At 60.2% G+C, this 26777-nt stretch carries 28 protein-coding genes; 11 read left to right on the forward strand and 17 right to left on the reverse strand.

The features are described from left to right. Positions 1 to 105 precede the first annotated feature (105 nt). Positions 106 to 993 (forward strand): acetylglutamate kinase, encoded by an 888-nt coding sequence (gene argB / locus AC13QY_RS16545; RefSeq protein WP_015338657.1) that lies wholly within the window; start codon positions 106 to 108, stop codon positions 991 to 993. 65 nt (positions 994 to 1058) lie between these two features. Here the strand turns inward: argB and AC13QY_RS16550 are convergent, their stop codons facing one another. Then, positions 1059 to 1829 (reverse strand): isocitrate lyase/PEP mutase family protein, encoded by a 771-nt coding sequence (locus AC13QY_RS16550; RefSeq protein ID WP_095433830.1) that lies wholly within the window; start codon positions 1827 to 1829, stop codon positions 1059 to 1061. A gap of 217 nt (positions 1830 to 2046) precedes the next feature. On the opposite strand from AC13QY_RS16550, the gene AC13QY_RS16555 reads away from it, so the two are divergent. Both AC13QY_RS16555 and AC13QY_RS16560 read left to right on the forward strand, forming a co-directional pair. Further along, a complete protein-coding gene (locus AC13QY_RS16555; protein ID WP_113351297.1) occupies positions 2047 to 2751 on the forward strand; it encodes a pyrimidine 5'-nucleotidase in 705 nt (234 codons plus the stop codon). A 113-nt stretch (positions 2752 to 2864) separates the two neighbouring features. Then, positions 2865 to 3533 (forward strand): calcium-binding protein, encoded by a 669-nt coding sequence (locus AC13QY_RS16560; protein WP_113351298.1) that lies wholly within the window; start codon positions 2865 to 2867, stop codon positions 3531 to 3533. 71 nt (positions 3534 to 3604) lie between these two features. Here the strand turns inward: AC13QY_RS16560 and AC13QY_RS16565 are convergent, their stop codons facing one another. Beyond that, positions 3605 to 4477, reverse strand: coding sequence for an LOG family protein (locus AC13QY_RS16565; RefSeq protein WP_113351299.1), 873 nt, complete (start codon positions 4475 to 4477; stop codon positions 3605 to 3607). A gap of 215 nt (positions 4478 to 4692) precedes the next feature. Between AC13QY_RS16565 and dapD the strand changes: the two genes are divergently transcribed. The 3 genes from dapD (at position 4693) to AC13QY_RS16580 (ending at position 7489) form a co-directional block, all read left to right on the forward strand. Continuing rightward, positions 4693 to 5550 (forward strand): 2,3,4,5-tetrahydropyridine-2,6-dicarboxylate N-succinyltransferase, encoded by an 858-nt coding sequence (gene dapD, locus AC13QY_RS16570; RefSeq protein ID WP_113351300.1) that lies wholly within the window; start codon positions 4693 to 4695, stop codon positions 5548 to 5550. 159 nt (positions 5551 to 5709) lie between these two features. Continuing rightward, positions 5710 to 6903, forward strand: coding sequence for a succinyl-diaminopimelate desuccinylase (gene dapE / locus AC13QY_RS16575; protein ID WP_113351301.1), 1194 nt, complete (start codon positions 5710 to 5712; stop codon positions 6901 to 6903). Next, complete coding sequence (locus tag AC13QY_RS16580) at positions 6890 to 7489, forward strand: hypothetical protein (RefSeq protein ID WP_113330009.1); 600 nt, start codon at positions 6890 to 6892, stop codon at positions 7487 to 7489. Before dapE ends, AC13QY_RS16580 begins: the two co-directional genes overlap by 14 nt. A 12-nt stretch (positions 7490 to 7501) precedes the next feature. On the opposite strand, the gene arsC is transcribed toward AC13QY_RS16580, so the two are convergent. The 6 genes from arsC to def all read right to left on the reverse strand — a co-directional run bounded on the left by arsC (position 7502) and on the right by def (position 10983). Continuing rightward, positions 7502 to 7903, reverse strand: a complete 402-nt coding sequence (arsC, locus tag AC13QY_RS16585) for an arsenate reductase (glutaredoxin) (RefSeq protein WP_113330008.1) — start codon at positions 7901 to 7903, stop codon at positions 7502 to 7504. Beyond that, positions 7881 to 8687: a tRNA pseudouridine(38-40) synthase TruA gene (gene truA, locus AC13QY_RS16590; RefSeq protein ID WP_113351302.1), complete on the reverse strand. Its 807-nt coding sequence runs from the start codon at positions 8685 to 8687 to the stop codon at positions 7881 to 7883. Before truA ends, arsC begins: the two co-directional genes overlap by 23 nt. Further along, positions 8687 to 9634 (reverse strand): methionyl-tRNA formyltransferase, encoded by a 948-nt coding sequence (fmt, locus tag AC13QY_RS16595; protein WP_113351517.1) that lies wholly within the window; start codon positions 9632 to 9634, stop codon positions 8687 to 8689. The genes truA and fmt overlap by 1 nt, the downstream gene beginning before the upstream one ends. 72 nt (positions 9635 to 9706) lie before the next feature. Then, positions 9707 to 10126, reverse strand: a complete 420-nt coding sequence (locus AC13QY_RS16600) for a type II toxin-antitoxin system VapC family toxin (protein WP_113330006.1) — start codon at positions 10124 to 10126, stop codon at positions 9707 to 9709. 15 nt (positions 10127 to 10141) lie between these two features. Continuing rightward, positions 10142 to 10402, reverse strand: a complete 261-nt coding sequence (locus AC13QY_RS16605) for a FitA-like ribbon-helix-helix domain-containing protein (RefSeq protein WP_113351303.1) — start codon at positions 10400 to 10402, stop codon at positions 10142 to 10144. Positions 10403 to 10467: 65 nt separating this feature from the next. Beyond that, entirely contained in the window at positions 10468 to 10983 is a 516-nt protein-coding gene (gene def / locus AC13QY_RS16610; RefSeq protein WP_095433821.1) for a peptide deformylase, read from the reverse strand. A 186-nt stretch (positions 10984 to 11169) separates the two neighbouring features. Here def and AC13QY_RS16615 point away from each other — a divergent pair, with 186 nt between their 5' ends. From AC13QY_RS16615 to AC13QY_RS16625, 3 genes are all read left to right on the forward strand, one after another. Continuing rightward, the gene (locus AC13QY_RS16615) at positions 11170 to 12348 is read left to right on the forward strand and encodes a DNA recombination protein RmuC (protein ID WP_113351304.1); all 1179 of its coding nucleotides are present in this window, start codon (positions 11170 to 11172) and stop codon (positions 12346 to 12348) included. 101 nt (positions 12349 to 12449) lie between these two features. Then, on the forward strand, positions 12450 to 13349 hold the full coding sequence (locus AC13QY_RS16620; RefSeq protein WP_488493667.1) for a ribokinase: 900 nt from the start codon (positions 12450 to 12452) through the stop codon (positions 13347 to 13349). 194 nt (positions 13350 to 13543) lie between these two features. Continuing rightward, positions 13544 to 15889, forward strand: coding sequence for a methyl-accepting chemotaxis protein (locus AC13QY_RS16625; protein WP_152093766.1), 2346 nt, complete (start codon positions 13544 to 13546; stop codon positions 15887 to 15889). Between the two features lie 66 nt (positions 15890 to 15955). Here AC13QY_RS16625 and AC13QY_RS16630 read toward each other — a convergent pair whose 3' ends face one another. Continuing rightward, positions 15956 to 16900 (reverse strand): nucleoside hydrolase, encoded by a 945-nt coding sequence (locus AC13QY_RS16630; protein WP_152093767.1) that lies wholly within the window; start codon positions 16898 to 16900, stop codon positions 15956 to 15958. Positions 16901 to 17131: 231 nt separating this feature from the next. Between AC13QY_RS16630 and AC13QY_RS16635 the strand changes: the two genes are divergently transcribed. Further along, positions 17132 to 17563 (forward strand): Hsp20 family protein, encoded by a 432-nt coding sequence (locus tag AC13QY_RS16635; RefSeq protein ID WP_113351307.1) that lies wholly within the window; start codon positions 17132 to 17134, stop codon positions 17561 to 17563. A 157-nt stretch (positions 17564 to 17720) separates the two neighbouring features. After that, on the forward strand, positions 17721 to 17978 hold the full coding sequence (locus tag AC13QY_RS16640) for a BQ00720 family protein (RefSeq protein ID WP_069611167.1): 258 nt from the start codon (positions 17721 to 17723) through the stop codon (positions 17976 to 17978). 160 nt (positions 17979 to 18138) lie between these two features. Here AC13QY_RS16640 and trmB read toward each other — a convergent pair whose 3' ends face one another. The 8 genes from trmB to miaB form a co-directional block, all read right to left on the reverse strand. Next, positions 18139 to 18840, reverse strand: a complete 702-nt coding sequence (gene trmB, locus AC13QY_RS16645) for a tRNA (guanine(46)-N(7))-methyltransferase TrmB (RefSeq protein WP_113330001.1) — start codon at positions 18838 to 18840, stop codon at positions 18139 to 18141. Then, positions 18837 to 20090: a methionine adenosyltransferase gene (gene metK / locus AC13QY_RS16650; protein WP_269245550.1), complete on the reverse strand. Its 1254-nt coding sequence runs from the start codon at positions 20088 to 20090 to the stop codon at positions 18837 to 18839. Before metK ends, trmB begins: the two co-directional genes overlap by 4 nt. Positions 20091 to 20277: 187 nt before the next feature. Then, positions 20278 to 20697: a helix-turn-helix domain-containing protein gene (locus AC13QY_RS16655; protein ID WP_041677790.1), complete on the reverse strand. Its 420-nt coding sequence runs from the start codon at positions 20695 to 20697 to the stop codon at positions 20278 to 20280. 151 nt (positions 20698 to 20848) lie between these two features. Beyond that, the gene (lnt, locus tag AC13QY_RS16660; protein WP_269245549.1) at positions 20849 to 22450 is read right to left on the reverse strand and encodes an apolipoprotein N-acyltransferase; all 1602 of its coding nucleotides are present in this window, start codon (positions 22448 to 22450) and stop codon (positions 20849 to 20851) included. A 78-nt stretch (positions 22451 to 22528) separates the two neighbouring features. Next, on the reverse strand, positions 22529 to 23701 hold the full coding sequence (locus tag AC13QY_RS16665; RefSeq protein WP_269245548.1) for a hemolysin family protein: 1173 nt from the start codon (positions 23699 to 23701) through the stop codon (positions 22529 to 22531). A gap of 25 nt (positions 23702 to 23726) precedes the next feature. After that, complete coding sequence (gene ybeY, locus AC13QY_RS16670; RefSeq protein ID WP_269245547.1) at positions 23727 to 24233, reverse strand: rRNA maturation RNase YbeY; 507 nt, start codon at positions 24231 to 24233, stop codon at positions 23727 to 23729. 19 nt (positions 24234 to 24252) lie between these two features. Then, positions 24253 to 25305, reverse strand: a complete 1053-nt coding sequence (locus tag AC13QY_RS16675) for a PhoH family protein (protein WP_069611161.1) — start codon at positions 25303 to 25305, stop codon at positions 24253 to 24255. A gap of 30 nt (positions 25306 to 25335) precedes the next feature. Continuing rightward, entirely contained in the window at positions 25336 to 26748 is a 1413-nt protein-coding gene (gene miaB, locus AC13QY_RS16680; protein WP_113351312.1) for a tRNA (N6-isopentenyl adenosine(37)-C2)-methylthiotransferase MiaB, read from the reverse strand. Between the last annotated feature and the right edge of the window lie 29 nt (positions 26749 to 26777).

The raw sequence follows: 26777 nt of genomic DNA on the forward strand, positions 1-26777 counted from the left end.
AAAACCGCTGAACACCTTTGCGCGACATGCTTTAATCCCGAGATCATTATTCCCTCTGTCAAAAACTTGAGATAAAAGGCCGCGATCAATTTCGAAGGGTGCACCATGTCCGAAGCCCAAAGCGAACTCCAAGCCAACCTGCTCGCACAGGCGCTGCCCTATATGCAGCGTTACGAAAACAAGACCATCGTCGTGAAATATGGTGGTCATGCCATGGGCAATGTCGAACTTGGCAAGGCCTTTGCGGCCGATATCGCGCTCCTGAAGCAGTCCGGCGTCAATCCGATCGTCGTCCATGGCGGCGGCCCTCAGATCGGCGCCATGCTGACGAAGATGGGCATCGAATCGAAGTTCGAAGGCGGCTTGCGGGTCACCGACCAGAAGACGGTCGAGATCGTCGAAATGGTGCTCGCCGGCTCGATCAATAAGGAAATCGTCGCGCTGATCAACCAAACCGGCGAATGGGCGATCGGCCTTTGCGGCAAGGACGGCAACATGGTCTTCGCCGAAAAGGCGCGCAAGACCATCAAGGACCCCGATTCCAACATCGAACGCGTACTCGATCTCGGTTTCGTCGGCGAAGTGGTCGAAGTCGATCGCACGCTGCTCGATCTGCTTGCCAAGTCCGAGATGATTCCGGTCATTGCCCCGGTCGCCCCCGGCCGCGACGGCGCGACCTATAACATCAACGCCGATACCTTTGCCGGCGCGATCGCAGGTGCGCTCAGTGCCACGCGCCTGCTTTTCCTCACGGATGTTCCCGGCGTCCTCGACAAGCAGGGCCAGCTCATCAAGGAATTGTCCGTCGCCCAGGCCCATGCGCTGATTGCCGACGGCACGATTTCCGGCGGCATGATTCCGAAGGTCGAGACCTGCATCGACGCCATCAAGGCCGGTGTTCAGGGCGTCGTTATCCTCAACGGCAAGACAGCCCATTCCGTGCTGCTCGAGATCTTCACCGAGCGCGGTGCGGGCACGTTGATCGTTCCCTGATAGGGCACACTCATTGAGAAAATTCAGGCGCTCCGCAAACAAGATTGCGAAGCGCCGAGGGCTCGTCAGGACGGCCGATAGATCGCTTCGGCCTCGCTTTTCAGCATTCCCATGACCGAACGATAGGGAGCCGGCCCATAGCTGATGCGGCTGACACCCAGCCTTGCCATGGTCTCATTGTCCGGCGTGGTCGGCCGCACCATAATGTTAACAGGCAAAGGCGAGCGTTCGCAGAGGGCGCCGATCAAATCCGGTTCGACCAGGCCCGGCGCGAAGAAACCGCTGGCACCGGCCTCGGCAAAAGCATCGGCGCGCTGAAAGGCATCGTCCAGCAGCAGCTGATGATGCGCCGTATCGCTTTCCTGCAGGAAAAGATCGGTACGAGCGTTGATGAACAAGGGCATTTCCCGGCGATCGGCCATCTCGCGGATGGCGCGGATGCGTGCTGCCTGCGTTTCGATAGGATGAACGCCCTGGCCGCCGATCACCTGATCTTCGAAATTGATGCCGATGGCGCCGTGATCCATGATCTTTTCGACATTGGCAGCGACTTCCTCAGGCTCGACGGCATAACCGCCCTCGAAATCGACCGATAGGGGCAATGGGCTCGTCACCGAAATCAGCCTGGCGGTCACCGCCAGCAGCGATAGCGGGATTGCTTGGCCGTCTCCGAAACCATTGGCAGCGGCGACCGACCAACTCCCCGTTGCAAGCGCCTTGGCGCCGGCTTCAGTGACAGCCTTGGCAGAGCCCGCATCCCAAATATTGAAAAGGATCAGCGGCTCACCCTTCTTGTGCAGCCGCGCGAATTCTTGCGCCTTTTCCACCTGACTCATCGCATCCCCTCCGAAAAGTCCGGCCGGGTGATTTCTCCTCCGCGACCCAAAAGAGCGTAAGCTCTCCCTCACATGGCAAATAGAGTAAAACCCCGGAAATCAATGGTAAAATCATAGCCGGCATTAGATCGCACGGCAATCTCCCCAAAATGGTTGAGATGCGGCAGCATGAATATTTCCCTTCCCCCGTCCGGAGCGGGCGTGCCATAAGACAGGCATGAGCCAGACAAAAACACTATCCGAGCCAGCCGATTTCTCCCACATCCGTGATTGGGTATTCGATCTCGACAACACGCTCTATCCGCATCATGTCGATCTCTTCGCGCAGATCGATAAGAACATGACGGCTTACGTCTCCGCCCTTCTGCACATGGAGCGCGAAGAGGCCCGCAAGCTGCAAAAGCAATATTATCTCGATCACGGCACGACGCTGCAGGGTTTGATGATCCATCACGGCATCGACCCCAACGACTTCCTGGAGAAAGCGCACGCGATCGACTATTCGGCGCTGACGCCGCAGCCGGAGCTCGCCGCCGCCATCAAGGCACTGCCGGGACGCAAGTTCATCTTCACCAATGGCAGCGTCAAACACGCCCAGGCGACGGCCGGTGCACTCGGCATCCTCGATGGCTTCGACGATATTTTCGATATCGTCGCGGCTGACTATGTGCCGAAGCCTGCCGGCAGCACTTACGACAAATTCATGAGCCTTCATCGCGTCGATACGAAGAAGGCCGCCATGTTCGAGGACCTGCCGCGCAATCTCACGGTACCCAAAGCGCTCGGCATGAAGACGGTACTTCTCGTACCGCAAAATCTCGAGACGACCATCGTCGAATGGTGGGAACGGACCACCGGCGAAGACGACCACATCGACTACGTGACCGACGACCTCACTACCTTCCTGAAAGCGCTGGTTTAACTGTTCATTAGGACGTGGTTACCAAAGTTTCATGCGCCTTACAGAGGTTTAATTCGTCGTTTTCGACCGCCAGCCGTATCGTTTGACCATTCCTCGACACGAAAGGAAAAACGATGAACGGGAAAAAACTTCTTTTGGCCGGACTTTCCGCAACCCTGCTTCTCGGCGGTGCCGCACAGGTGGCGCTCGCTGCTTCGCGTGACGGCGATGGTGGGGGCAGGCATCATCATCACGGCCGCTGGCACAGACCGCATATTTCGCCAGAAGTCCTTTACGTGCGCATGCTGAAGGAATTCGGCAATCCCGGTGACACGAAGCTCACCAAGGATGAGGTCAAGGCTGGCGTCGACAAGATCTTCGACCAGATCGACGTGAACCACGACGGTGAGATCACCCCCGGCGAATATCGCGCCTACCGCCAGGAGCAGATGAAGCAGTGGCGAGCCGAACATGCCAAAGCTGAGGGCGACAAGGCTCAAGATGGCCAGGCTCAGGGCGGCGATCAGACTCAAAGCAATCAGGCTCCGGCCGACCAGTCCAAGAGCGATCAGGCTCAAAACGACAATGACAACGACAAGGGTGGCGAAGCCCATCGCCATCACAGACCGCATGGCCGCTTCATGCACGAAGCTATGGTCTTCCGCTTTGCCGATACCGATCAAAGCGGCCAGATCAGCAAGAAGGAGGCCGAAGACGCCATGAACAAGCTCTTCGACCGGCTGGATCGCAATCATGATGGCGTCGTCAACCTTGACGACATGCCGGGCCGCCCGCTGCTCTAAGCCGATCGCTCCGGCAACAAACCCATGAACAAAGGCCCGCCCTCGCCCAAGCGACGGCGGGCTTTTCGTTATCAGTGCCCGTTGTCGTGCTCGTAGAAATCGGCGACGATCTTCCAGGCCTCGTCGGCGGTATCGACGAAGCTGATAAGGTTCACATCGTCCGGCGCGATGGTGCCGAACTCCGCCAGCGCATCGAAATTGATGATGCTGCGCCAGAACTTTTCACCAAAGAGAATGAGCGGCAGGCGCTCCATACGGCCGGTCTGGATGAGCGTCAGGCATTCGAACAGTTCGTCGAGCGTGCCGAAGCCGCCCGGGAACACCGCGATCGCCTTAGCTCGCACCATGAAGTGCATCTTGCGGATCGCGAAATAATGGAAGTTGAAGCTGAGTTCCGGCGTCACATAGGCGTTCGGCGCCTGCTCGTGCGGCAACACAATGTTGAGGCCGATCGAGGGCGCGCCTTCTTCTGCCGCGCCGCGATTGCCCGCTTCCATCACGCCAGGGCCGCCGCCGGTGACGACGACGTACTCATGGAAGTCGAAGCCGGCGGAATAGCGCGAGCAGAGTCGGGCGAACTTGCGCGCCTCCTCGTAATAGACCGATGCGGCTTCGAGATTGGCGCGCTGCACGTCATTGCGAGCAGCCCAGGCATTGGTGCCGGGGGCGGGAATACGTGCGCCGCCGAACATCACGACAGTCGACTTGATGCCGCGCTCGGTCAGCGACATTTCGGTCTTCAGCAATTCCAGCTGCAGGCGGATGGGCCGCAATTCCTCACGGCAGAGGAAATCCTCATCGGCATAGGCAAGCCGGTAGGATGGCGACATCGACTGCGGCGTGCGCGGCACCGACTCGGCCCGCTGCTTGTCCGCCGAGCTCGTCTTCAACGGGTCCCAAACCCCGTCCTTGCGCCTCAGCCTGCCGTTCTTCCCCTTGCTCATCTACTCATGCCTTTCAAATCGATCATGACGGGCAGTTTCCGTCCGCGAACGGAAATAGCCAAGCTCTTGCATATGCCCCTACAACGCCTTGAATCCAAGCTCAATCGGCGCGGAAAAGACATTCCATTTTCGGCATGCATGCTATAGGACCAATCGACCGCATCCGGAGCTTTATCCGGAAAACACGATAGGCCCTGACGTTGTAAGGAATTCCCATGAGCGCTACCGATCTCGCCTCCCTCGAAAAGTCCATCGAGGCTGCCTTCGACAATCGCGACAATGTGAACACGTCGACGCGCGGCGAAGTCCGCGATGCCGTCGAAACGGCGCTCAATCTCCTCGATAGCGGCAAGGTTCGCGTGGCCGAACGTGGTGCCGATGGCAACTGGACCGTCAACCAGTGGCTCAAGAAAGCGGTTCTGCTCTCCTTCCGCCTCAACGACATGAAGATCGTCGAAGGTGGCTCCGGCGGCGCCACCTGGTGGGACAAGGTTCCCTCGAAGTTCGAAGGCTGGGGTGAGAACCGCTTCCGCGAAGCGGGTTTCCGCGCCGTGCCGAACGCAGTCGTACGTCATTCCGCCTATATCGCCCCCAACGCCATCCTGATGCCGTCCTTCGTCAATCTCGGCGCTTATGTCGGCGAAGGCACCATGGTCGACACCTGGGCGACGGTCGGCTCCTGCGCTCAGATCGGCAAACATGTGCATCTTTCCGGCGGCGTCGGCATCGGCGGTGTGCTGGAGCCGATGCAGGCCGGCCCGACCATCATCGAAGACAATTGCTTCATCGGCGCCCGCTCCGAAGTCGTCGAAGGCTGCATCATCCGTGAAGGCTCCGTGCTTGGCATGGGCGTGTTCATCGGCAAGTCCACCAAGATCGTCGATCGCGCCACCGGCGAGATCACCTATGGCGAAGTTCCGCCATATTCGGTCGTCGTCGCCGGCTCTCTGCCGAGCGGCAACGCCATGGCAAACGGCCAGCCGGCCCCGAGCCTCTATTGCGCCGTCATCGTCAAGCGCGTTGATGAAAAGACCCGCTCGAAGACCGGCATCAACGAGCTGCTGCGCGACTAATCTCGCAAAATTTGGGAAGCGCGGTTGCCATATCGCGCTTCCCTCATGCTTGCCGGGTGAGCATGCCTGTGCGATTGCTGGAATCGCGGCAAAGATTTTCGAGTCGTCACCGATCCTTTGCCATCGCTTTGCCATTTCCCGCCGGATAAGTTGCCTCCGATGACTGTTACCAATCCCATTACGAACCTGCAGACTCTGATCCGCTGCGCCTCCGTCACCCCGGCCGAAGGCGGCGCGCTGACCGCGCTTGCCGATATGCTGCAGCCACTCGGCTTCAAGATCGATCGCATGACGGCGAGCGAGGCGGGAACGCCCGATATAGAAAATCTCTATGCGCGGCTCGGCACGGACGGACCGCATCTGATGTTTGCCGGGCATACGGATGTGGTGCCGGTCGGCGATGCCGCTTCGTGGAGCCACCCGCCCTTTGCCGCCGAGATCGCCGATGGCGAGCTTTTCGGCCGTGGCGCCGTCGACATGAAGGGCGGCATCGCCTGCTTCGTGGCAGCGGTTGCGCGTCACATCGAGAAGCATGGCAGACCCGCCGGCTCAATCTCCTTCCTGATTACCGGTGACGAAGAAGGACCCGCGATCAACGGCACCGTGAAGCTGCTGCAATGGGCGGCCGAGCGCGGCGAGACATGGGATGCCTCCCTCGTCGGCGAACCGACCAATCCTGACCGGCTCGGCGACATGATCAAGATCGGTCGCCGCGGCTCGATTTCCGGCACCATCACCGTCCACGGCGTTCAGGGCCATGCCGCCTATCCGCACCTTGCCGACAATCCCGTGCGAAGCCTTATCAAGCTGACGGAATCGCTGCTCGATCCCCCCTTCGATGCCGGCACGGACAATTTCCAGCCGTCGAACCTCGAAGTGACGACGATCGACGTCGGCAATACCGCCACCAATGTCATTCCCGCCAAGGCGACTGCTACCTTCAACATCCGTTTCAACGACACCTGGACCGCCGATACGCTGAAGGCGGAAATCCTGGCGCGCCTGGATGCGGCCGCCGCCGACCAGACGTTGCGGCCCGGGCGTCCGCCGGCGAAATACGACATCGTCTGGTCGGAGCGCCCGAGCCAAGTCTTCCTGACGCGAAACAATGCGCTGATCGCCTCGCTCTCCTCTGCCATCGAAAACATCACCGGTCAAAGGCCGGCGCTGTCGACCACCGGCGGCACGTCCGATGCCCGCTTCATCAAGGACTACTGCCCCGTCGTGGAATTCGGGCTTGTCGGCCAGACCATGCATATGATCGACGAGCGTGTGGCGCTCTCGGATCTCGAAACGCTGACCGGGATCTACCAGACCTTCATCCAGCGCTGGTTCGAGAATGCCGAGCTTTAAGGAAGTCCAATACTACCTGTCCGGCCTGTGGCTGCTGATCCGGATGGATGCACGCGGCTTCCAGTATCTGGACATATCGGACCGCGGCATGATGCGCTCCTTCTGGGCAATTCTCTGGTGCTTGCCGTCGATCGGCATTTCATGGCTGTGGTGGCAAAGGGCCTATCTGACCGCCATGCCGCCGGAGACATCGACGGGCCTTGCTTTCTTTCTGCGCCTGGCCTTGGTCGAATTTGCGAACTGGTTGATCCCGCTCGTGCTTGCTGGCGTGTTGCTGCTGATTTTTCGCTTCGGCGACAAGTTCACGCCGATCGTTGTCGTCGTGAACTGGCTTGGCGTGCCGACATCCTATCTCAATGCGCTGCTCATCGCCTTGATCGCCTTCGTTCCCGGATCCAGCGGGTTGGCGGCGCTGCTGTGGCTGGCACTGATGATGGCGATCATCTTTTCGCTGGCGCGCATGCTCAGAATGATCTGCGGTACGCATCCGCTCTTCATCGGCACGCTGACGCTGGTGCTGCTCATTCCGACCATGCTGCTGACGGACTTCCTGCAGCGCTTCCTCGGCGTCTATCCGCCGGGCTGAGGCAATCGCGTTCTAACGGTTGACGACCTCACCATCTTCCTTGATAAAAGGGCCGATGCCCGGGTTCGGCAGGATATCGAGCACGAGTTCGGAGGGGCGGCAGAGGCGCGCGCCTTTCTCCGTCACCACGATCGGGCGGTTGATGAGGATCGGGTGTTCCATCATCCGGTCAAGCAGCTGATCGTCGGTGAGATCGGGATTGCCGAGACCGAGTTCGTCATAGGGCGTTCCCTTTTGGCGGAGAAGATCACGAACCGTCAGGCCCATGGCGGCAATGAGCTCCACCAGCCGTTCGCGGCTGGGCGGCGTTTTCAGATATTCGATAACGACGGGTTCTTCGCCGGACTGGCGGATCATCGCCAGCGTATTGCGAGAGGTGCCGCAGGCGGGATTATGATAGATCGTCACCGTCATCGATATCCTCCCCTTCACTGCCGGCCGAACCGGCACCGTCACGATAATCCACCTGCATGAAATAGAGCCCATCTGGTGGGGCGACAGGGCCACAGGCCTTGCGATCCTTGGCTTCCAGTGCCGCGCGCACATCCTCGGGTGTCCATTTGCCCTCGCCCGCGAGCTTCAACGTGCCGGCGAAGGAGCGGATCTGATTGTGCAGGAAGCTCTGCGCCGTGGCACGGATCTCGATCAGTTCGCCGCTGCGCATCACGTCCAGCCGGTCGAGCGTACGCACCGGGCTGTTTGCCTGGCAATGCGCGGAGCGAAAGGTGGTGAAATCATGCCGTCCCACAAGGGTCTGCGCCGCGGCGTGCATGACCTCATGATCCATATCCTTCGGCACCCACCATGCACGCCCGGCTTCCAAAGCCAAAGGTGCGCGGCGGGCGACGATACGGTAAAGATAGTGGCGGCGGATGGCCGAGAAGCGTGCATCGAAGCTTTGGTCGACCTCGACGATATCGAGAATGGCGATGCGGTCACCGGCCATCCTCAGATGGGCATTGAGCGCATTGCGCAGGGTGTAAATCTTCCATTCCTTGGAGAGGTCGGCATGCATGACCTGACCCATGGCATGCACGCCGGAATCGGTACGTCCCGCCCCGCGGATCGAAACGGTTTCGCCGGTCAAGGACAGGATGGCGCCTTCGATCGCACCCTGCACGGAGGGACCGTTTTCCTGGCGCTGCCAGCCGACATAGGGAACGCCGTCATATTCGACGGTCATTTTGTAACGCGGCATCAGGCTTGCTCCGAGGCGAGCACGGTGCCCAGCGAGATCGGCGTGCCGCGCAGGAAATCCGCCGCCGCCAAAGGCTTGCCGCCGGCCTTCTGCAACTTCGTGAGCCTGATGGCGCCGGAGGCGCAGGCAATGACGAGATCCTCTGTCAGCACCTGGCCAGGCGCTCCATTACCATCGGCCAATTCCGAACCCAGCACCTTGATGCGCTCGGGACGACCGGCGATTTCGGCCTCGAACCAGGCGCCGGGAAAAGGCGACAGGCCGCGAATATGATTGTGAACATCGGCTGCCGACTTGCCGAAATCGATGCGCGTTTCACCCTTGTCGATCTTTGCGGCATAAAGAACACCCTCGGATGGCTGCGCGGTCAATGGCAGCTCATCGTGCTCCAGCTTGTTCATGGCCTCGGCCATGGCTTTTGCGCCGACGAGCATCAGCTTGTCATGCAGTTCACCCGCGGTCATGGCGTCACCGATCTCGACTTCGCGTGTCAGCGCGACCGGGCCGGTATCCAGCCCCTTGTCCATCTTCATCACCATCATGCCGGTCTTGGCGTCGCCAGCCATGATCGCCCGTTGGATAGGGGCTGCCCCGCGCCAGCGCGGCAGTAGGGAGGCATGGCCGTTGTAGCAGCCGAGACGCGTGCCCGACAGAATTGCCTCCGGCAGCAGCAGGCCATAGGCGACGACGACGGCGACATCGGCATGCAGATCGCGAAAACGCTGGCGTTCGTCGGGATCTTTGAAATTGACCGGCGTGAACACTGGCAGCCCCAACAGCTCAGCCGCTTGATGCACCGGCGATTTCTGCAGATCCAGCCCTCGCCGGCCGCCGGGGCGCGGCGGTTGCGTATAAACGGCACGAATCTTATGTCCGGCATCGATCAGGGACCGCAATGTCGGCACGGAGAATTCGGGCGTTCCCATAAAGATGATATTGAGCGACATGCGATCCATCCGGCTAAGATATCAGGTTTCGAATGACCCCGCGGTGATGGCACGCGCCATCGGGGTCCGACGCTAGCCGCCTTCAAACGGGTTTATGAGCTTGAGATCAAGCCCCTCGAAGTCTTTTGTGTTGCGCGTCGCCAATGTCGCGCCGTTCGCAAGGCAGATGGCGGCGATCATGGCGTCCTTCGTTTCCATCCTTCGCCCAATCTTGTGGCGCTGAGCGGAGATTACTCCGTATTGATGGGCAGCATTGCTCGAAAATCCCAGAACGCGGCCCGAAAACTCTGCCTCTATCGCGTCCAGCTCCGCAATCAACGCCGCCTTGCGCTTCCCGTCAGCCAGGAGCTCCAGTCCGAACCTGATCTCGCCGATGGTGATGGTTGTCAGAAAAACGGCCTCGATGGCGACGCTATCAAGCCAGGACAATATGCGTTCACTATGCAGCCGCCCTTGCAGCTCCGATACGACATTCGTGTCCAGAACGATCATGCGCACGCCACGGGGCTAGTCGAAATGGGGCGGTTCGCGATCCGGCGCATTTCGAAACGTGTTGATCGCCTCAATTTCTTCTTCGCTCAGCTTTTCTACGCCGAGAACAACTCTCAATCGCTGCCCCGCCGACTCGCTTCCATCCCGCTCGCGCCCGAGCGACTGACGCAGCAGTTCGATCGCCTCATCCGAGAGGCTGCGGCCATGCCTGCTGGCATTGGCCTGCAACTGCTTCTTCAAGCTGTCCTCGATGCCGCGCAACAACAGATCGCCCATTCGCGCCTCCATTTGATATCAATGATATCATAGGCATCTCAGGCCGATCTTTCAATGGCCGGGGACTATAGAGCCTTCGACTTGGCGGCCTTGGTGAACTTCTTGATGACCATGTCGCGCTTCAGGCGGGAAATATAGTCGATGAAAAGCACGCCGTTCAGGTGGTCGATCTCATGCTGCACGCAGGTCGCCAGCAGACCATCGGCCTCGGTGAGCTGCTCCTTGCCGTCGCGGTCCAGATGCTTGACGGTGACGCGTGCGGGGCGCTCCACCTCGGCGTAGTAATCCGGAATCGAGAGGCAGCCTTCCTCATAGACCGAGCGCTCATCCGAAGACGCGACGATCTCCGGATTGATGAACACCAGCGGCTTCTTCTCTTCGCCTTCGCGCGCGACATCGATGACGAGCATGCGGCGGGGAACGCCGATCTGGATCGCCGCAAGGCCGATGCCCGGCGCGTCATACATGGTTTCCAGCATGTCGTCGGCGAGGCGCTGAATTTCGGTATCGATCTGCTCGATGGGCTTCGAAGCCTGGCGGAGCAGCGGGTCGGGCAAAATGATAAGTGGCTTGATCGTCATGACGTTTCCCATAACGCATCTTGTTGTGCGATGGAATCGCCAAGATGGCGGTGAGGCAGTGTTTTTTCAACGGCAGCGATCCAAACGGCCACGGATGGCCTCGAAATTTTGTTCACGGTTTGATCTGGATATTCACAACGATTTTGCTATGCTTGCGCGAAGAACTTCATCAGCGCGCCAGGTTTCATGTCTTTCATCATCTTCGGCCAAGCCATTTCCACGGTCCAGCTTCTGACCGGCCTCGTTTTCCTGCTTGCGATCGCAGTCATCGTCCTTTTCGTCCGCGGCAGGGCGCAGGCGGAGGACGATGAGCTCGATGCCGAGCATACGATGGCGGCGCTGCTGCGGTCGCAGGCGGAGATGCAGGGACGGCTTGCCACCATGGCGGAAGTCTTCGGCTCCAGACAGGCCGAGCTCAATCAGGCCATCGGCCAGCGTCTCGACGGGATGTCGCAGCGGATGACGGCGACCATCGGCGAGCAGACGCGCTCGACCCATGAGAATCTGCGTCGCCTGCAGGAAAGGCTTGCCGTCATCGATGCCGCGCAGACCAATATCCAGACGCTGGCAAAGGATGTCGTCGGCCTGCAGGCCATCCTTTCCAACAAGCAGACGCGTGGCGCCTTCGGCCAGGCACGCATGGAAACCATCATCGCCGATGGACTGCCGATGGGCGCCTATGCATTCCAGGCGACGCTATCGAACGGCTCGCGGCCGGACTGCACTGTTCGCATGCCCAATGGCTCGCCGCCGCTCGTCATCGATGCCAAGTTCCCGCTGGAGGCCTGGAACGCCATTCGTGCTGCCGCCAATCCCGATCAAGGCCGGATCGCGGCCCAGCAATTCCGTAGGGATTTGGAGCTGCATATTCGCGACATTGCCGAGAAATACCTCATTCCCGGCGAGACGCAGGATACGGCCTTTCTCTTCGTGCCGTCCGAGTCGATCTTCGCCGAGATCCACGAGAATTTCGAGGCGATCGTGCAGAAGGCCCAGCGCGCCCGCATCGTCATCGTCTCGCCCTCGCTGCTGATGCTGTCGATCCAGGTCATTCAAGCCGTGCTGAAGGATCAGCGCATGCGCGAGCAGGCTCATGTCATCCAGAGCGAAGTCGCGCATCTGATGGACGACCTCTCGCGCCTGGATGAACGCGTGCGCAAGCTGCAGGGTCATTTCGCCATGGCGCAGAAGGATGTCGACATGATCGTCACCTCGGCCGACAAGCTGGCAAGGCGCGGAGAGCGCATAGAAGCGCTGGAATTCGAGACGGCGAAAGAGCCCGCCAAGACACGCGCGGAAGAGCGGCCCAAGCCGGTCGACAACCGCACGAGCCAACTCAAGCTCAGGGTGGTTGACGAAGACTGATCGCTTCGGCAGTGTCGCGCCCAATCGATGCATGATCCGAAAAGACAAAGGCAGCCTTCGGGCAGGATCATGCAGACGCAACACCCAGGGCAGGATATCGCATGATCACTATTTTCGGCTCCATCAACATGGACCTCATCGCCACCACGGATCGTTTGCCGAAGCCAGGCGAAACGGTTGCCGGCAACGGCTTTTCCACGGTCGCCGGCGGCAAGGGCGCCAATCAGGCGCTGGCTGCCCGGCGGGCCGGCGCGACAGTGCGCATGAGCGGTGCCGTCGGCAATGACGGCTTTGCGGAACCCGCGCTGGACCTGCTTCAGACGGCAGGCACGGATCTTTCCACTGTCCGGTGGGTGTCCGAGCCGACCGGTACCGCTCTCATTCTCGTCGGCGGCGACGGCGAGAACATGATCGCAGTCGTTCCCGGTGCCAACGGCACGAATACGGCCGAACACGCAACAGCCGCCGTGGCGGCCCTGAACCCCGGCGATACGTTGATGCTGCAGTTTGAGATCCCGGTCGCAGCCGTCGAAACCGCGCTCAACGCCGCGAAGGCAAAGGGCGTGCGCACAGTGCTCAATCTTGCTCCTCTGATCCCGGAGGCTGCCCGCCTCGGCCGCCTTGCCGATATCGTCATCGCCAACGAGACCGAATTCGAGAGACTGGCCGGCCAGGACAACATGTCGGCATCCGAGCGCGAGGCTGCCCTCGTTCGCCTGCACGGCGAAACCGGCCAGACGCTAATCGTCACGCTCGGCGGCGACGGCGTCATCGCCATCCGCGACGGCGAGCTTTCTCGCGCCAAGGGTCTCGTGATCGAGCCGGTGGACACCGTCGGTGCCGGCGACACCTTTTGCGGCTATTTTGCCGCAAGCCTCGATCAGGGCCTGGATTTCCACGCCAGCCTGCGCCGTGCCGCCGTTGCCGGTTCGCTGGCCTGCCTGAAGTCGGGCGCACAGCCTTCCATACCGGTTGCCAGCGAAGTCGCCGAAAAGCTTTAAAGCTAAAATTCCATAAGCATTGCGAAGCGCAATTAATTAAATTTTTGCGCTTCCGCATCATTCTCCTCTGGCCTGGCGCGCATGACCTTCCACACGCGGCAGGAATTCTCACGGCGGCTCCATGACAGGGCCATCCTGCGCCGACCTTGCATTCGGATAATGTGTATCCGACGCATCGCTTTTTCGAGGAAATGATGTTCATCTTTCGTATGAAGTCGCTTGCGGCCAAACTCATCTTGGTCACTGGACTGGCGATCGCACTCGTTCTGCTGATTTCCAATTTTCTGCTGATTTCTCAAACCCGCGATCGCGTCGAGACGCTGACGATGGATCAGGCGAATACCGAGGCCAAGTCCATTTCCAATGAGATTGCGGCAAATGTCGGCGAACTGGCGAGCGCCGCCCGCTCCATGGCTGGTATCCTCGGCCGCGGTCACGAAGGTCACACCTTCGATCGCAAAGGCATCATCAATATCCTCAAGGCGAATGTCGAACAGAATGCTTTTGCCTTCGGCAGCTGGTTCTGCGAACAGCTCGGCACCTTCGACGGTAAAACGACGGAGCTTGCCAACAACAAGGATCAGGGTGTCAACGACAAAGGCGCCTTTACACCCTATTGGTCAAAGACCAAGGATGGCGGCATCCAATTCTCCACGTTCGATAACGATTATACCGCTGCCTGGTGGAAGCTCGCCGCCACGAGCGGCAAGGGCGCAATCACCCCGCCCTATATGGCCGAAGGCACAGACGTTCCGACGACCATGAGCTCGATCGCCTACCCCGTCATGTCGGGCGGCAAGCTGATCGGCGTCGCAGGTGTCGACATCTCCCTTGCTTCGCTTTCCACTAAGCTTCAGAAGCTGCAGCCGTTCGGCACCGGCCGCGTGCTGCTCGTTTCGCAGGATAACAAGTGGTTGGTCGCGCCGAACGCGAACCTGCTGATGAAGGACTATAATGGTTCCGGCGCCGACACCATCAAGGCCGCGCTGACCTCCTCGTCCGCAAGCATCCTCAGAAACCTCTCCGAAGACGGTAGCGAAGAATTCGACCGTGTCGTCTATCCCTTCGCCGTTCCCGGCCTGAACGCCACCTGGGTCGTTCTGATCGACGTTCCGCACAGCGCAATTGCAGCGCCGGTCCGGGATCAGACCTATATGATGATCGTCTCCGGCTTCATCGTGCTGGCTGCAGTCATGTTGGCGCTCTATGCCGCCGTGCGCGGCTTCGTTCAGAAGCCACTTGCCGGTCTTGTCGCAAGCGTCAATCGCCTCAGCACCGGCAATTATGCCGAACCGGTCGCCGGCCAGGCCGGCGCAGACGAAGTTGGCTCGGTCGCCAAGGCTCTGGAAGGTTTCCGCTTTGCGCTTGCCGACACCAAGCGTCTCGAAAGTGAAGCCAACGACCAGCGCCTGGCTGCCGAGGGCGAACGCCGCCGCTCGGAGAGCGAACGCAACGAGAGCGTCGCCCTGCAGCGCCATATCGTCAGCATTCTCGGCCAAAGCCTCGCTGAGCTCTCCAAGGGCAACCTCACTCAACGGATCACGGACGATTTCCCCGGCGAATATGCCCAGCTCAAGCAGGACTTCAATGCCGCGCTGGCGAGCCTCGAGGAGACGGTTCATACCGTCAATGTCAGCGTCGGCAATATCGGCAGTGGCACGGGCGAAATCAGCAACAGTGCCTCGGACCTCGCCCGCCGCACCGAACAGCAGGCGGCAAGCCTGGAAGAGACTGCGGCAGCCCTCAACGAGCTGACCGCGCAGGTCAATTCCAGCGCCGAAAATGCACGCACGGCGGCCAGCAGCGTCAATGCCGCATCAGAGGATGCCGAGCATTCCGGCGAGATCGTGCAAAAGGCTATCGCCTCCATGCACGGCATCGAGCAATCGTCGCAGGAGGTGTCGCGCATTATCGGCGTTATCGACGAAATCGCCTTCCAGACCAACCTTCTGGCACTCAATGCCGGCGTGGAAGCGGCCCGTGCCGGAGAGGCCGGCAAAGGCTTTGCCGTTGTCGCGCAGGAAGTGCGCGAGCTGGCCCAGCGCTCGGCCAATGCCGCCAAGGAGATCAAGACTTTGATCAACGCCTCGGCGGGACAGGTCAAGGAAGGCGTCGATCTTGTCGGCCGCACGGGCGATGCCCTTCACAAGATTGCCCAGCAGGTCATGGAGATCAACGGCTTGATCCGTCAGATCTCCGCTTCCGCGAGCGAGCAGGCGATCGGCCTGAAGGAAATCAACTCGGCCATGAACCAGATGGATCAGGTCACTCAGCAGAATGCCGCAATGGTCGAGGAAACCACCGCTTCGAGCGTCGCGCTTGCCGAGGAAGCCCAATCGCTCAGAGCGCTCGTTGCACGCTTCCGCACCGGCCGTGCTGCCCAGGACAACGCCAGCGCATTGCGGGCGACTGCTCAGCAGATGCGGGCTCCGGTTACACCGCGCAGACCGGCAGCGGCCGTTAGTGCACCGGCACGTAAAGCAATTCCGCAGACCCAGGGCGCCAATGCACTCGCCCAGGACGAATGGGAAGAGTTTTGAACTATCGACTAAATGAGATGCAAAAGGCCGCCGGATCGCTCCGGCGGCCTTTTGCATAGATCTTGATCAGATGCGAGCGAAGCGCTCCGTCAGAAGCGCGAAGAAGCCATCGGCATCGACATCGCGCATGACCTTGGCGTTGCGCTTGCGGTCGGTAACGTGCCACCAGTCGACGACGGTCATGCCGACGGTCAGTTCCGATGTCACCTCGATCTCGACATTGCATTCGCGACCCTTGAAGAGCTCAGGCTTCAGAAGGTAGGCGATGACGGTCGGGTCATGCAGCGGACCGCCGTCCGAACCGTATTTCTCGATATCGAAGCGCTCGAAGAATTGCAGCATTTCGACCATGGCGTTGGCAGGCGGCGTGCCGACGGCGGCGATGCGCTCGACGCGATCTTTTCGCGTCAGCAGCTTATGGGTGACATCGAGTGGCATCATGACGATGGGAACGCCCGAACGGAACACGACATCTGCCGCCTCCGGATCGACATAGATGTTGAACTCGGCGGCCGGCGTGATGTTGCCGCCCTCGAAGAAGCCGCCGCCCATCATCACGAGCTCGCGCACGCGGCCGACGATGTCAGGCGCTTTTTGGAAAGCCATTGCGATATTGGTCAGCGGCCCGAGCGTGCAAAGGGTCACGGCGCCTTCCGGTTCCTTGCGCAGCGTGTCGATGATGAAATCGACGGCGTGGCCCGGCTGCAGTTCCATTGTCGGCTCGGACAGTTCGGGGCCATCGAGGCCGGTCTTGCCATGCACATGTTCGGCCGTGACCAGTTTGCGCTTCAGCGGCGCATCAGCGCCGGCAAACACCTTGACGTCGCGGCGATTGCAGAGCTCGCAGACGATGCGGGCGTTGCGGCTGGTCAGCGGCAGCGGCACGTTGCCGGCAACCGTCGTGATGCCGAGCACCTCGATCTCCTCGCGGCTGCCGAAGGCGAGAAAGATCGCCGCAGCGTCATCCTGACCGGGGTCGGTATCGATGATGATTTTTCTAGGTTCGGTCATGTCTTCAACTTTCCTCCGGTGCAGATCGACAGGCTTTGTCGCGGGTCCGGTCCGGCTTTGTCAAGCGCTCGCTCGTCATGTCACAAAACGATTTTTCACCACGGAATTCGATCTCGCAAATGCGAAGACCTCATGGCTTGCACTCGCAGGCGCGTACTCCCATATTAGGGACAACCGGGTGCTGAAGATCAGGTCCGGAACGGTCGCTTGACACCCAGGGACTTTGAGACGATGAGCCGGACGACTCCCTTTGCCAGCCCGCTGCTTCTGGGCTTCGACACTATGGAAAAGACGCTTGAGCGGATTGCCAAGGTCAGCGACGGTTACCCTCCCTATAATATCGAAAGAATGCGCGCGGACCGCCTGTCGGGCGAGCCGGAACGTCTGCGCATCACGCTGGCGGTCGCCGGCTTTTCCGAGGATGAGCTTGATGTCACCACGGAAGAGAACCAGCTGCTGATCCGCGGACGTCAGATGGAGCAGGGCGAGCGCGACTATCTCTACCGGGGCATCGCTGCCCGGCAATTCCAACGTGTTTTCGTCCTTGCCGATGGCATGCAGGTGCTCGGCGCCACGCTGAAGAACGGTCTGCTCTCCGTCGATCTCATTCGGCCGGAACCGGACCGCGTGGTAAAGAAAATTAACATTTCGGTCTCACAGTAGAACAACGGCCTAGAGCCGCATGATTCAGGCCGAATCGGTCTGAAGTCTGAATCGGCTCTAGAATCAAAGAACTAGAGCACGACGTCACCTAAAAGCCGCTCACACTTTTGGTCATCATGCTCTGGAGCCGTTGGTCCCTCATACTGGAGGTACGAGCATGTTGTTAAAAGAAGCCACCGCCCGCCTGACCCAATCCGAACTTGCCAATATCGGCACCGGTGAGGTCGCCTACATCAGAAAAATGGATTGGTCCGAAGTATCCCGCTGCTTCCCGGAAGCGCCCGATATAGATCCAGATGTGGATCTCTGGGCGCTTTTTGGCGCCGACGGCACCCCGATCCTCTTGACGGATAATCGTTCCAGCACCTTCTATCGTGCTGCCGAGGACGAATTGAAGACGGTCAGCTTGCACTGACCATGAGCGTCGCCCGACGGTGAACGTCACCGTCCGCAAGGACCGCATCGAACCGGCCCCACCTGGCAACGCGCGCGCATGATCCAGACCGCCCAACGGCGGTCGTCACGCAGGATAGTGTGAATATTTCAATCTGAAATTCTCGCCCGTCATTGGGCGATCAGACCCTCTTGAAGGTCAGATAGGCCGACGAGCGCCCTTCGCGCCTGGCCTTCGCTTCGTAGCGCGTGCTCGGCCAGCCCTCATAGGGCGTCAGCCAGTCGGCGGCGTTCTGCGCGGTCCACTCGAAGCCGCCATGCGCCTGGCAATGCTGCAGCGTCCAATTGACGTAGGTGTCGATATCGGAGGCGAAGCAGAAGAGCGCGCCGGGCTTCAGGACGCGATGGAAGCGGGCAAGATTCACCCGAGAGACGAAACGGCGCTTCCAGTGCTTCTTCTTCGGCCAGGGATCAGGATAGAGCAGATCGATCTGATCTAGGCAGCCGTCAGGCAGCCAATCCAGTACCTGCGTCGCGTCGTCATTGTAGACGCGAATATTGCGTGCACCGGCGTCGTCGACGCTAGCAAGCAACTTCTGCATCGAGTTGACGAAAGGTTCCACGCCGATGAAGCCGGTCTTTGGCTGCTCCAGCGCCCGGTGAATCAGATGCTCTCCACCGCCGAAACCGATTTCGAGGCGCAGACGCTCGGTCGGCACCGGGAAAAGGTCGTTCAGCGGCTGCGGCGCCGGGGCGGAAAGGTCGACGATGAACTGCGGCAGCAATGCTTCCAGCTTTTCAGCCTGCTGGCCGCGCAAGGCTTTACCCTTGCGCCGGCCGAAGAATGCTTCCGTCGCCCGCGACCGGCGCTCGGTATCGATCATGCGGCTTCCCGAAGCTTTACGGCGTCCTTGAGAGCCTTCACCAGGTCCGTACGCTCCCAGGAGAAGGAACCGTCACGGCCAGCCTTGCGGCCGAAGTGACCGTAAGCCGAAGTCTTGGCGTAGATCGGCTTGTTGAGGTCGAGGTGGCGGCGGATGCCGGTCGGCGAAAGATCCATGTTCTTGCGGATGGCCGCTTCGACCTGGTCCTCGGTGACGCCTTTGCCCGTGCCGTGCAGATCGACATAGATCGACAGCGGCTGTGCCACGCCGATGGCGTAGGACAGCTGGATCGTGCAGCGGTCGGAAAGACCGGCGGCAACGACGTTCTTTGCGAGGTAGCGCGCAGCATAGGCCGCGGAACGGTCGACCTTGGTCGTGTCCTTGCCCGAGAAGGCACCGCCGCCATGCGGGGCTGCGCCGCCGTAGGTGTCGACGATGATCTTGCGGCCGGTGAGGCCGGCGTCGCCGTCCGGACCGCCGATGACGAACTTGCCCGTGGGATTGATGTACCACTTGCAATCGGAGGCGATCTTCAGGTCGCCGAGCGCTTCGATGATGTAGGGCTCGACGACGGAGCGAACTTTCTTCGAATCCCAGCTGTCGTCGAGATGCTGGGTGGACAGCACGATCGAAGTGACTTCGGAGGGCTTGCCGTCGACGTAACGGACCGTCACCTGGCTCTTGGCGTCCGGGCCGAGCTTGGCAACTTCACCATCGCCCTTCTTGCGGGCGGTAGCGAGCAGCTGCAGAATCTTGTGCGAATAGTAGATCGGCGCCGGCATGAGATCAGGCGTTTCCTTGCAGGCGTAGCCGAACATGATGCCCTGGTCGCCAGCACCTTCGTCGCCCTGCTGGTCGGCGGCATTGTCGACGCCCTGGGCGATATCGGCAGATTGCGAATGCAGGAGCACGTCGATGCGGGCCTTCTTCCAGTGGAAGCCGTCCTGCTCGTAGCCGATATCCTTAATGGCGCGGCGTGCGGCAGCCTTGAACTTCGAAGGATTGATGACGTCGTTGCCATCCTTGTCCTTCTTCATCAGGCTCGGCGGCAAACGCACTTCACCGGCGATGACGACGCGATTGGTGGTGGCAAGGGTCTCGCATGCAATGCGCACGGTCCATGGGTTTACGCCGGTCTTTGCAGCCTCGCGGTAAACCAGATCGACGATTTCATCGGAAATGCGGTCACAAACTTTATCCGGGTGACCTTCGGCAACAGACTCACTCGTAAACAGATAATTCGCGCGCATGCGGGATTCCCCTCAAAGAACAAATCTCTGCTTTTGATATTCGTCTCCGCCTCGAAAAACAAGCCGCACAAGGACATAAATATATCTTTATATCCCCGTTCAAGTGATAAAATTTTGCCGTAAATAGCGAAAAGGCGGCCAAAATGACCGCCTCTCGACTTTGTCGGTTTAACCCCGCTTCGAAGGGTTATTCGGCATCCGCCTCGGCCGCGAGCGCCTTGACCAGCTCGACAACCTTGCGTCGGACCTTGCCATCGGAAATTTTCACGAAGGCGCGGTTGAGCTGCAATCCTTCGGAAGACGACAGAAAGTCGACGACGTAGTTGGAGCTGGACGCCTCTGCCATGCCGCCCGCACCGGCCGCGTGTTCGCCCGGCGCATCCTCGAAAAAGAAGGAAACCGGGACATTGAGGATGCTGGAGATATTCTGGAGGCGGCTGGCGCCAACGCGGTTGGTGCCTTTTTCGTATTTCTGGATTTGTTGAAACGTGATTCCGAGGCTTTCGCCGAGCTTCTCCTGGCTCATGCCAAGCATCGTGCGGCGGAGGCGTATGCGGCTACCGACATGAATGTCGATGGGGTTCGGCTTCTTTTTATTCTCAATCATCATTTTACCCTAACATAGGTTGAATTCAGGACCTGCCACCCGGTACCCTTCACCACCCCTATAACGCCACGTTGCAGCCGACGCCCCCAAGGCCTCCAGTCTACGTTCGAAAGGCGGACATCTAGCACTATGCAATTTTAGGGTTTTTTGGTCAATTCACCCTGAAAATAAAACCCATGCGCGAAATCACGGCAATCATGCCGACTGCTCCGATGATCAACCAAAAGTATGTTTTTCTGGCTTTATCGTCGATGCGCGATACGGTTGCGCCACCCAAAGTAGTATCTATAAAGCCTTGCTGATTATAATCGATACCGGAAAGCACCCGTCCGTGTGCATCAACAAATGCTGAAATGCCGGTATTGGCGCTTCGAATCAACGGCAGCCCCTGCTCCACCGCCCTCACCCTTGCCTGCTGGAAATGCTGGTATGGGCCAGGCGTATCGCCGAACCAGCCGTCGTTCGTGACGTTCAAGATGGCGTCGGCCTGCTGGATCTCCGGAGTCATCTCGTTCGGAAAAATGATCTCGTAACAGATCAGCGGATAGAATTTCAGGCCATCCGGCATGCTCAGCAATTCCCGTTTGGCGGCCGCTGAAAACCCTCCCGGCAGTTCCACGACGTTCTCGATGCCGAGATAGCTCAGAATGTGCTCGAAGGGCACGTATTCGCCGAAGGGGACGAGATGGGTCTTGTCGGACGCACCGATGATCTGTCCGCGACCGTCGATGACATAGATCGAATTGTAATAGCGCGGCTCGACTCCCGGCCCCATGTCTTCGACGCGGACGGCGCCGGTGATCAGGATCTGATCGTCTTCGAGCTGATCGGCAATCCGCGCCAGCGCATCGCGGTTATCGGTGAGGATGAAGGGCACGGCCGTTTCCGGCCAGACAATGATGTCGGGCCGTTTGCCGCCATTGGCAGGCGGCTGGACCGAGAGCGCCAAATGCTTGTCGAAGATGGCGGCACGGTCGGCGGCCGTATCCATCTTGGTTTCCTGGTCGATGGACGGCTGAACGATACGTACCACAGGTGCCGTCTTGGCATCGGCCAACGGCGCTTCCGGCTGGCCCAATGCGTAATAACCATAACCGAAATGAGCGGCGGCGATGAGGACAGCAAGGCCGATCGCCGGCACCCGCCCCTGGCGCGTGCCGAGCAGCGCAGGTGTCGCAAAGACGAAGACGGCAAGCACGGTCACTCCGAGCACGCCGACGACATGCGCCGACTGCATCATCAGCGGAATGGGCATGGCGCCATAGCCGATTGCATTCCAGGGAAAGCCGGTGAAAAGAAAGCTGCGCAGCCATTCCAGGATACCGAAACTGAAGGCAAGCGCGGCGATACGCCCCATGCCGTCGGACCAGAGAACCCGTGCAAGCACGGTCGCGACGCCGTAAAAGACGGCCAGAAAGGCCGGCAGGCCGAGGATTGCCAGCGGCAGCGCCCAGGCGAACTCATCGGCATCGATCAGCAGCGCATGGCCGAGCCACCAGAGGCCGGCGACAAAATAGCCGAAGCCGAACAGCCAGCCGGTGAAGAAAGCCGGCCAGAGGCGCCCGAGCAGACCGCTATCCGGGCCGGCAGCAACGCCATCCAGCAGCCAGACGAGCAGCGTGAACGAGACGAACATTGCCGCGAAGAAGCCGAAAGGCGGCAGCGCCAGCACGCCGATGGCACCGGCCAAGACCGTAAGCAACGCACGTTTGAAACCCCAGACGAGGATCACCCTGCCCGAAAGCCATTCCATGCGTCAGCTCCGTCCAATCGCGAATCAATTGGGCGCAGTCTTTCAAAAATGCAGCGATTTGTCCCGCTCTCACGCCATTTATTGGCGGGCGGCGTCACGCTCGGCCCGCGTTTCTTCGGCGATCGTTTCCGGTGCCGGCAAATCGCGCTCCGGCGTACCGGCATCGCCTTCCAGCTTGACGGTCGGGCGGCGGCGGGCGGCGTGACGCTTACGCGTGATGCGCACCCGCTTGATGCGGCGCGGATCGGCATCGAGAATATGGAATTCGAAACCGGGAAGCGCCTGCACCAGCTCGCCACGCACCGGAATGCGGCCCAGCGCGGAGAAGATCAGGCCGCCGAGCGTGTCCACCTCGTCCACCTGCTCGGCGATGTCGAAATCCGGACCGATCGCGGCTGCGATCTCCTCCAGCTCGACACGGGCGTCGGCTACGAAGACATCCTCGGAGACGCGCTTGAACATCACTTCTTCGTCGTCGTGCTCGTCATCGATATCGCCGACGACCATTTCGACGATGTCCTCATGCGACGCCAGGCCGTCCGTGCCACCGTATTCATCGATGACGAGGGCCATCTGCGTTCGGTTGACCTGCATGCGGCGCAGGAGATCGGAGGCAAGCATCGAAGGCGGCACGAACAGGATCTTGCGGATGATACCAGCCTCGACCAGCGTCTTCTGCAGATCGACCCGCGACAGATCGAAGTTCGGCTTGGCCGAGCGTGCCGGCTTTTCGGCTGCAGGTGCAGCCGTTGCAGCAGCCGCCGACTTAGCACTGCCGCTGCGGCGCTTGTTGCGGGCCTGTTTGGCGACATAGGACAGCAGGTCGCGGATATGCACCATGCCGCGCGGATCATCGAGCGTGTCGGCATAGACGGGCATGCGCGAGCGGCCGCTTTCCTCGAAGAGGATCATCAGCTCGCCGATGGTGATGTTCTGATCCACGGCCTCGATATCGGCGCGCGGCACCATGACATCCTCGACGCGCACCTCGCGGAAGCGCAGGATGTTGTGCAGCATTGCACGCTCATCGGGCGAAAAGGCATCATCACCGGCAGCGTTGGTCATCAACGCGTCGGCAAGGTCCTCGCGCAAGCGGGCGGCGTCCTGCGCCGGGCGCAGAATCCGCGCGGCACGTGCCCAGAATGAAGAGTGGGATCGCTTGCCGTTGCTACTACTGCCTACCTCGTCGGAGGAGGCTGCGTCGGCTCCGTCTTTGGCCTCGGGGGCCGATCTTGTCGTAAAGTCGCTCATTGTTCCTGGTCAGACAGGGTTCAGATCAAATGGGGTCTTGTCCCGCATAGGGATCAGATAGGCCAAGACTAGCCAAAATGCGAGTCTCCAGCCCCTCCATTCTTTCGGCTTCGCTATTATTCATATGGTCGTAGCCGAAGAGATGCAAGAAACCATGCACCATCAAATGCGTCAGATGGTCGTCAAAACTCTTTTCGAGATCCACCGCCTCACGCTCCACCGTCTCCCTGGCGATGATGATATCGCCCAGCATCGGGCCGGGCTTACCGCCCGGTTCGAGCGGAAAAGCTGGAAAGGACAGAACGTTCGTCGCCTTGTCCTGAGAGCGCCATTCCGCATTGATCTCGCGGATCGAAGCGTCGTCAGTAAAGACCAGCGACAATTCAGGGGCCATTTTTGGAAATGGCTGCTTCTCGTGCTTCTTGAGATAATTTGCAGCTTCGCCCAGCACCCGCTCGGCAAGCGACTGCAACATCTCTTCGGAGGGCCAATCGCCCTCCTCCACGCTGATCTGTATATCGAGTTCGGCCATGAGCTTTCGTAACCGCAGATCAGATCTGCGGATCGCTTTCCTCTGCCTTTGCGGCATAGGTGGAATCGTAGGCCCGGACGATGCGCGCCACCAGCGGATGGCGGACGACGTCCGTATCCTTGAAGCGGACGATGGTGATGCCCTCGACGCCATCCAGCAGCTGCAGCGCTTCCACGAGGCCGGATTTGACGCCGCGCGGCAAGTCGATCTGGCTTGGGTCGCCCGTCACAATCATCCGCGAGTTCTCGCCGAGACGCGTCAGAAACATCTTCATCTGCATGGATGTCGTGTTCTGCGCCTCATCGAGGATAACGGCGGCATTGGAGAGCGTGCGGCCACGCATGAAGGCGAGCGGCGCGATCTCAATGACGCCTGCCGTGATAGCACGCTCGACCTTGTCGCCGGGCATCATGTCGTAAAGCGCGTCATAGAGCGGGCGCAGGTATGGATCGACCTTTTCCTTCATGTCGCCAGGCAGGAAGCCGAGCCGCTCGCCGGCTTCGACGGCCGGGCGCGACAGGATGATCTTTTCAACGGCACCGCGCTCCAGAAGCTGGGCGGCGTGCGCGACGGCGAGATAGGTCTTGCCCGTACCGGCAGGTCCGACACCGAGGACGAGCTCGGACCGCTCCAGCGCCCGCATATAGGCATCCTGGGTCGGCGTCCGCGCAATGATCGTCTTCTTGCGCGTTGAAATCTGCGCCATCGTCAACTTGGCTTTTCTCTCCATGGTCGGCAGCGTCAATTGGTCGTCGGCGGCAACCGCCATGCGGATTGCCCCTTCCACATCGGAACGCTCCACATTGCCGCCTTTTTGCAGCTTGTCATAGAGATAATCGAGCGTGCGGCGTGCCTGATTGGTGGCCAGCACATCGCCTGTGATGACGACGGAATTGCCGCGAGCACGCGCATCAATGCCGAGGCGCTCCTCAAGCAGCTTCAAATTCTGGTCGAACTGCCCGAAAAGCTCACTGGCGAACCGATTATTCTCGAACGTCAGGGTGAAGTGATTGGCGTCGCTCGCGGTGCGGGGCTGGCGCGATGAAGAAGAAACCAATTCCTGTCCGTTCAAGCGGTGCGGCTCCTTGTGCCCGTCCGGAACCTAGAGCAATTCAGCAAAAAGGCTGTTGGTGCTGGTTCCGGTGATTCGTACGTTAATAATGTCACCGATTTGCGATGCTTTTGCATCAACATTCACAGACTGCAGCCAGGGAGAGCGTCCAATCAACTGGCCCGGCATCCGGCCCGGCTTTTCCAGAAGGATATCCACTGTTTTGCCCACACAGGCCTCGGCAAACGCATGCTGCTGCTTCAGCAACAATGCCTGCAAACGCTCCAGCCGCTCGGTCTTGACCTCTTCGGGCACCTGATCCTTCAATTCCGCGCCGGGTGTGCCCGGCCGCGTGGAATATTTGAACGAGAAGGCCTGTGCATAATTCACCTCCTCGATAAGCTTCAGTGTATCCTCAAAATCCTGGTCTGTCTCCCCCGGGAAGCCGACGATGAAATCGCCCGAAAGAGCGATATCCGGGCGTGCAGTGCGGATCTTCTCGATGAGCGTCAGATATTCCGCGGCCGTATGCCGCCTGTTCATCGCCTTCAGGATGCGGTCGGAGCCCGCCTGAACGGGCAGATGCAGATAGGGCATCAGCGTGCGCAGGTCGCGATGGGCGCCGATGAGGCGGTCGTCCATGTCGCGCGGGTGGCTGGTCGTGTAGCGCAGGCGTGCGAGGCCGGGGATCTCTGCCAGGCGATAAAGGAGATCGCCGAGGCTCCAGGCTTCGCCCTTTGGGCCGATGCCGTGCCATGCGTTGACGTTCTGGCCGAGCAGCGTGATTTCGCGCACGCCGCCATCGACCAGCTTCTCGGCCTCTTCGACGATCTGCGCGACCGGGCGGGAGACTTCGGAGCCGCGGGTATAGGGAACGACACAGAAGGTGCAGAACTTGTCGCAGCCTTCCTGCACCGTCAGAAAGGCAGTGACGCCGCGGGCACGTATCTTCGTCTTCTCTGCGATCGGCAGGTGTTCGAACTTGTCCTCGATCGCGTATTCGGTATCGACGACGCGCTGGCCTTCCTTGGCGCGACGCAGCGCGTCCGGCAGGCGATGATACGTTTGCGGGCCGATGACGACATCGACGGCAGGCGCGCGGCGCAGGATTTCCTCGCCCTCGGCTTGCGCGACGCAGCCAGTGACGCCGATCATCATCTCGCGGCCGTCGGCGGCCTTGCGCTTCTTCATTTCGCGTAGGCGGCCAAGCGCGGAATAGACCTTTTCGGCCGCCTTCTCGCGGATGTGGCAGGTGTTCAAAAGGACGAGATCGGCCTCCTCCATGTCCTCGGTCGGCTCATAGCCGTCGCGGGAAAGGGCATCGCTCATCCGCGTGGAATCATAGACGTTCATCTGGCAGCCGTAGGTCTTGATGAAAACCTTGCGGCTGTTGGAGCCATCGCGGGGACCGAGCTGCAAAGCGTCGGCCGCCGGGGCGTCGAGGGTTAGGCTGTCCTTGGTCATGGGCCGCTATGTAGTGGCTTTTGCTTTCG

The organism is Martinezella sp. CNPSo 3795 (assembly GCF_057784475.1).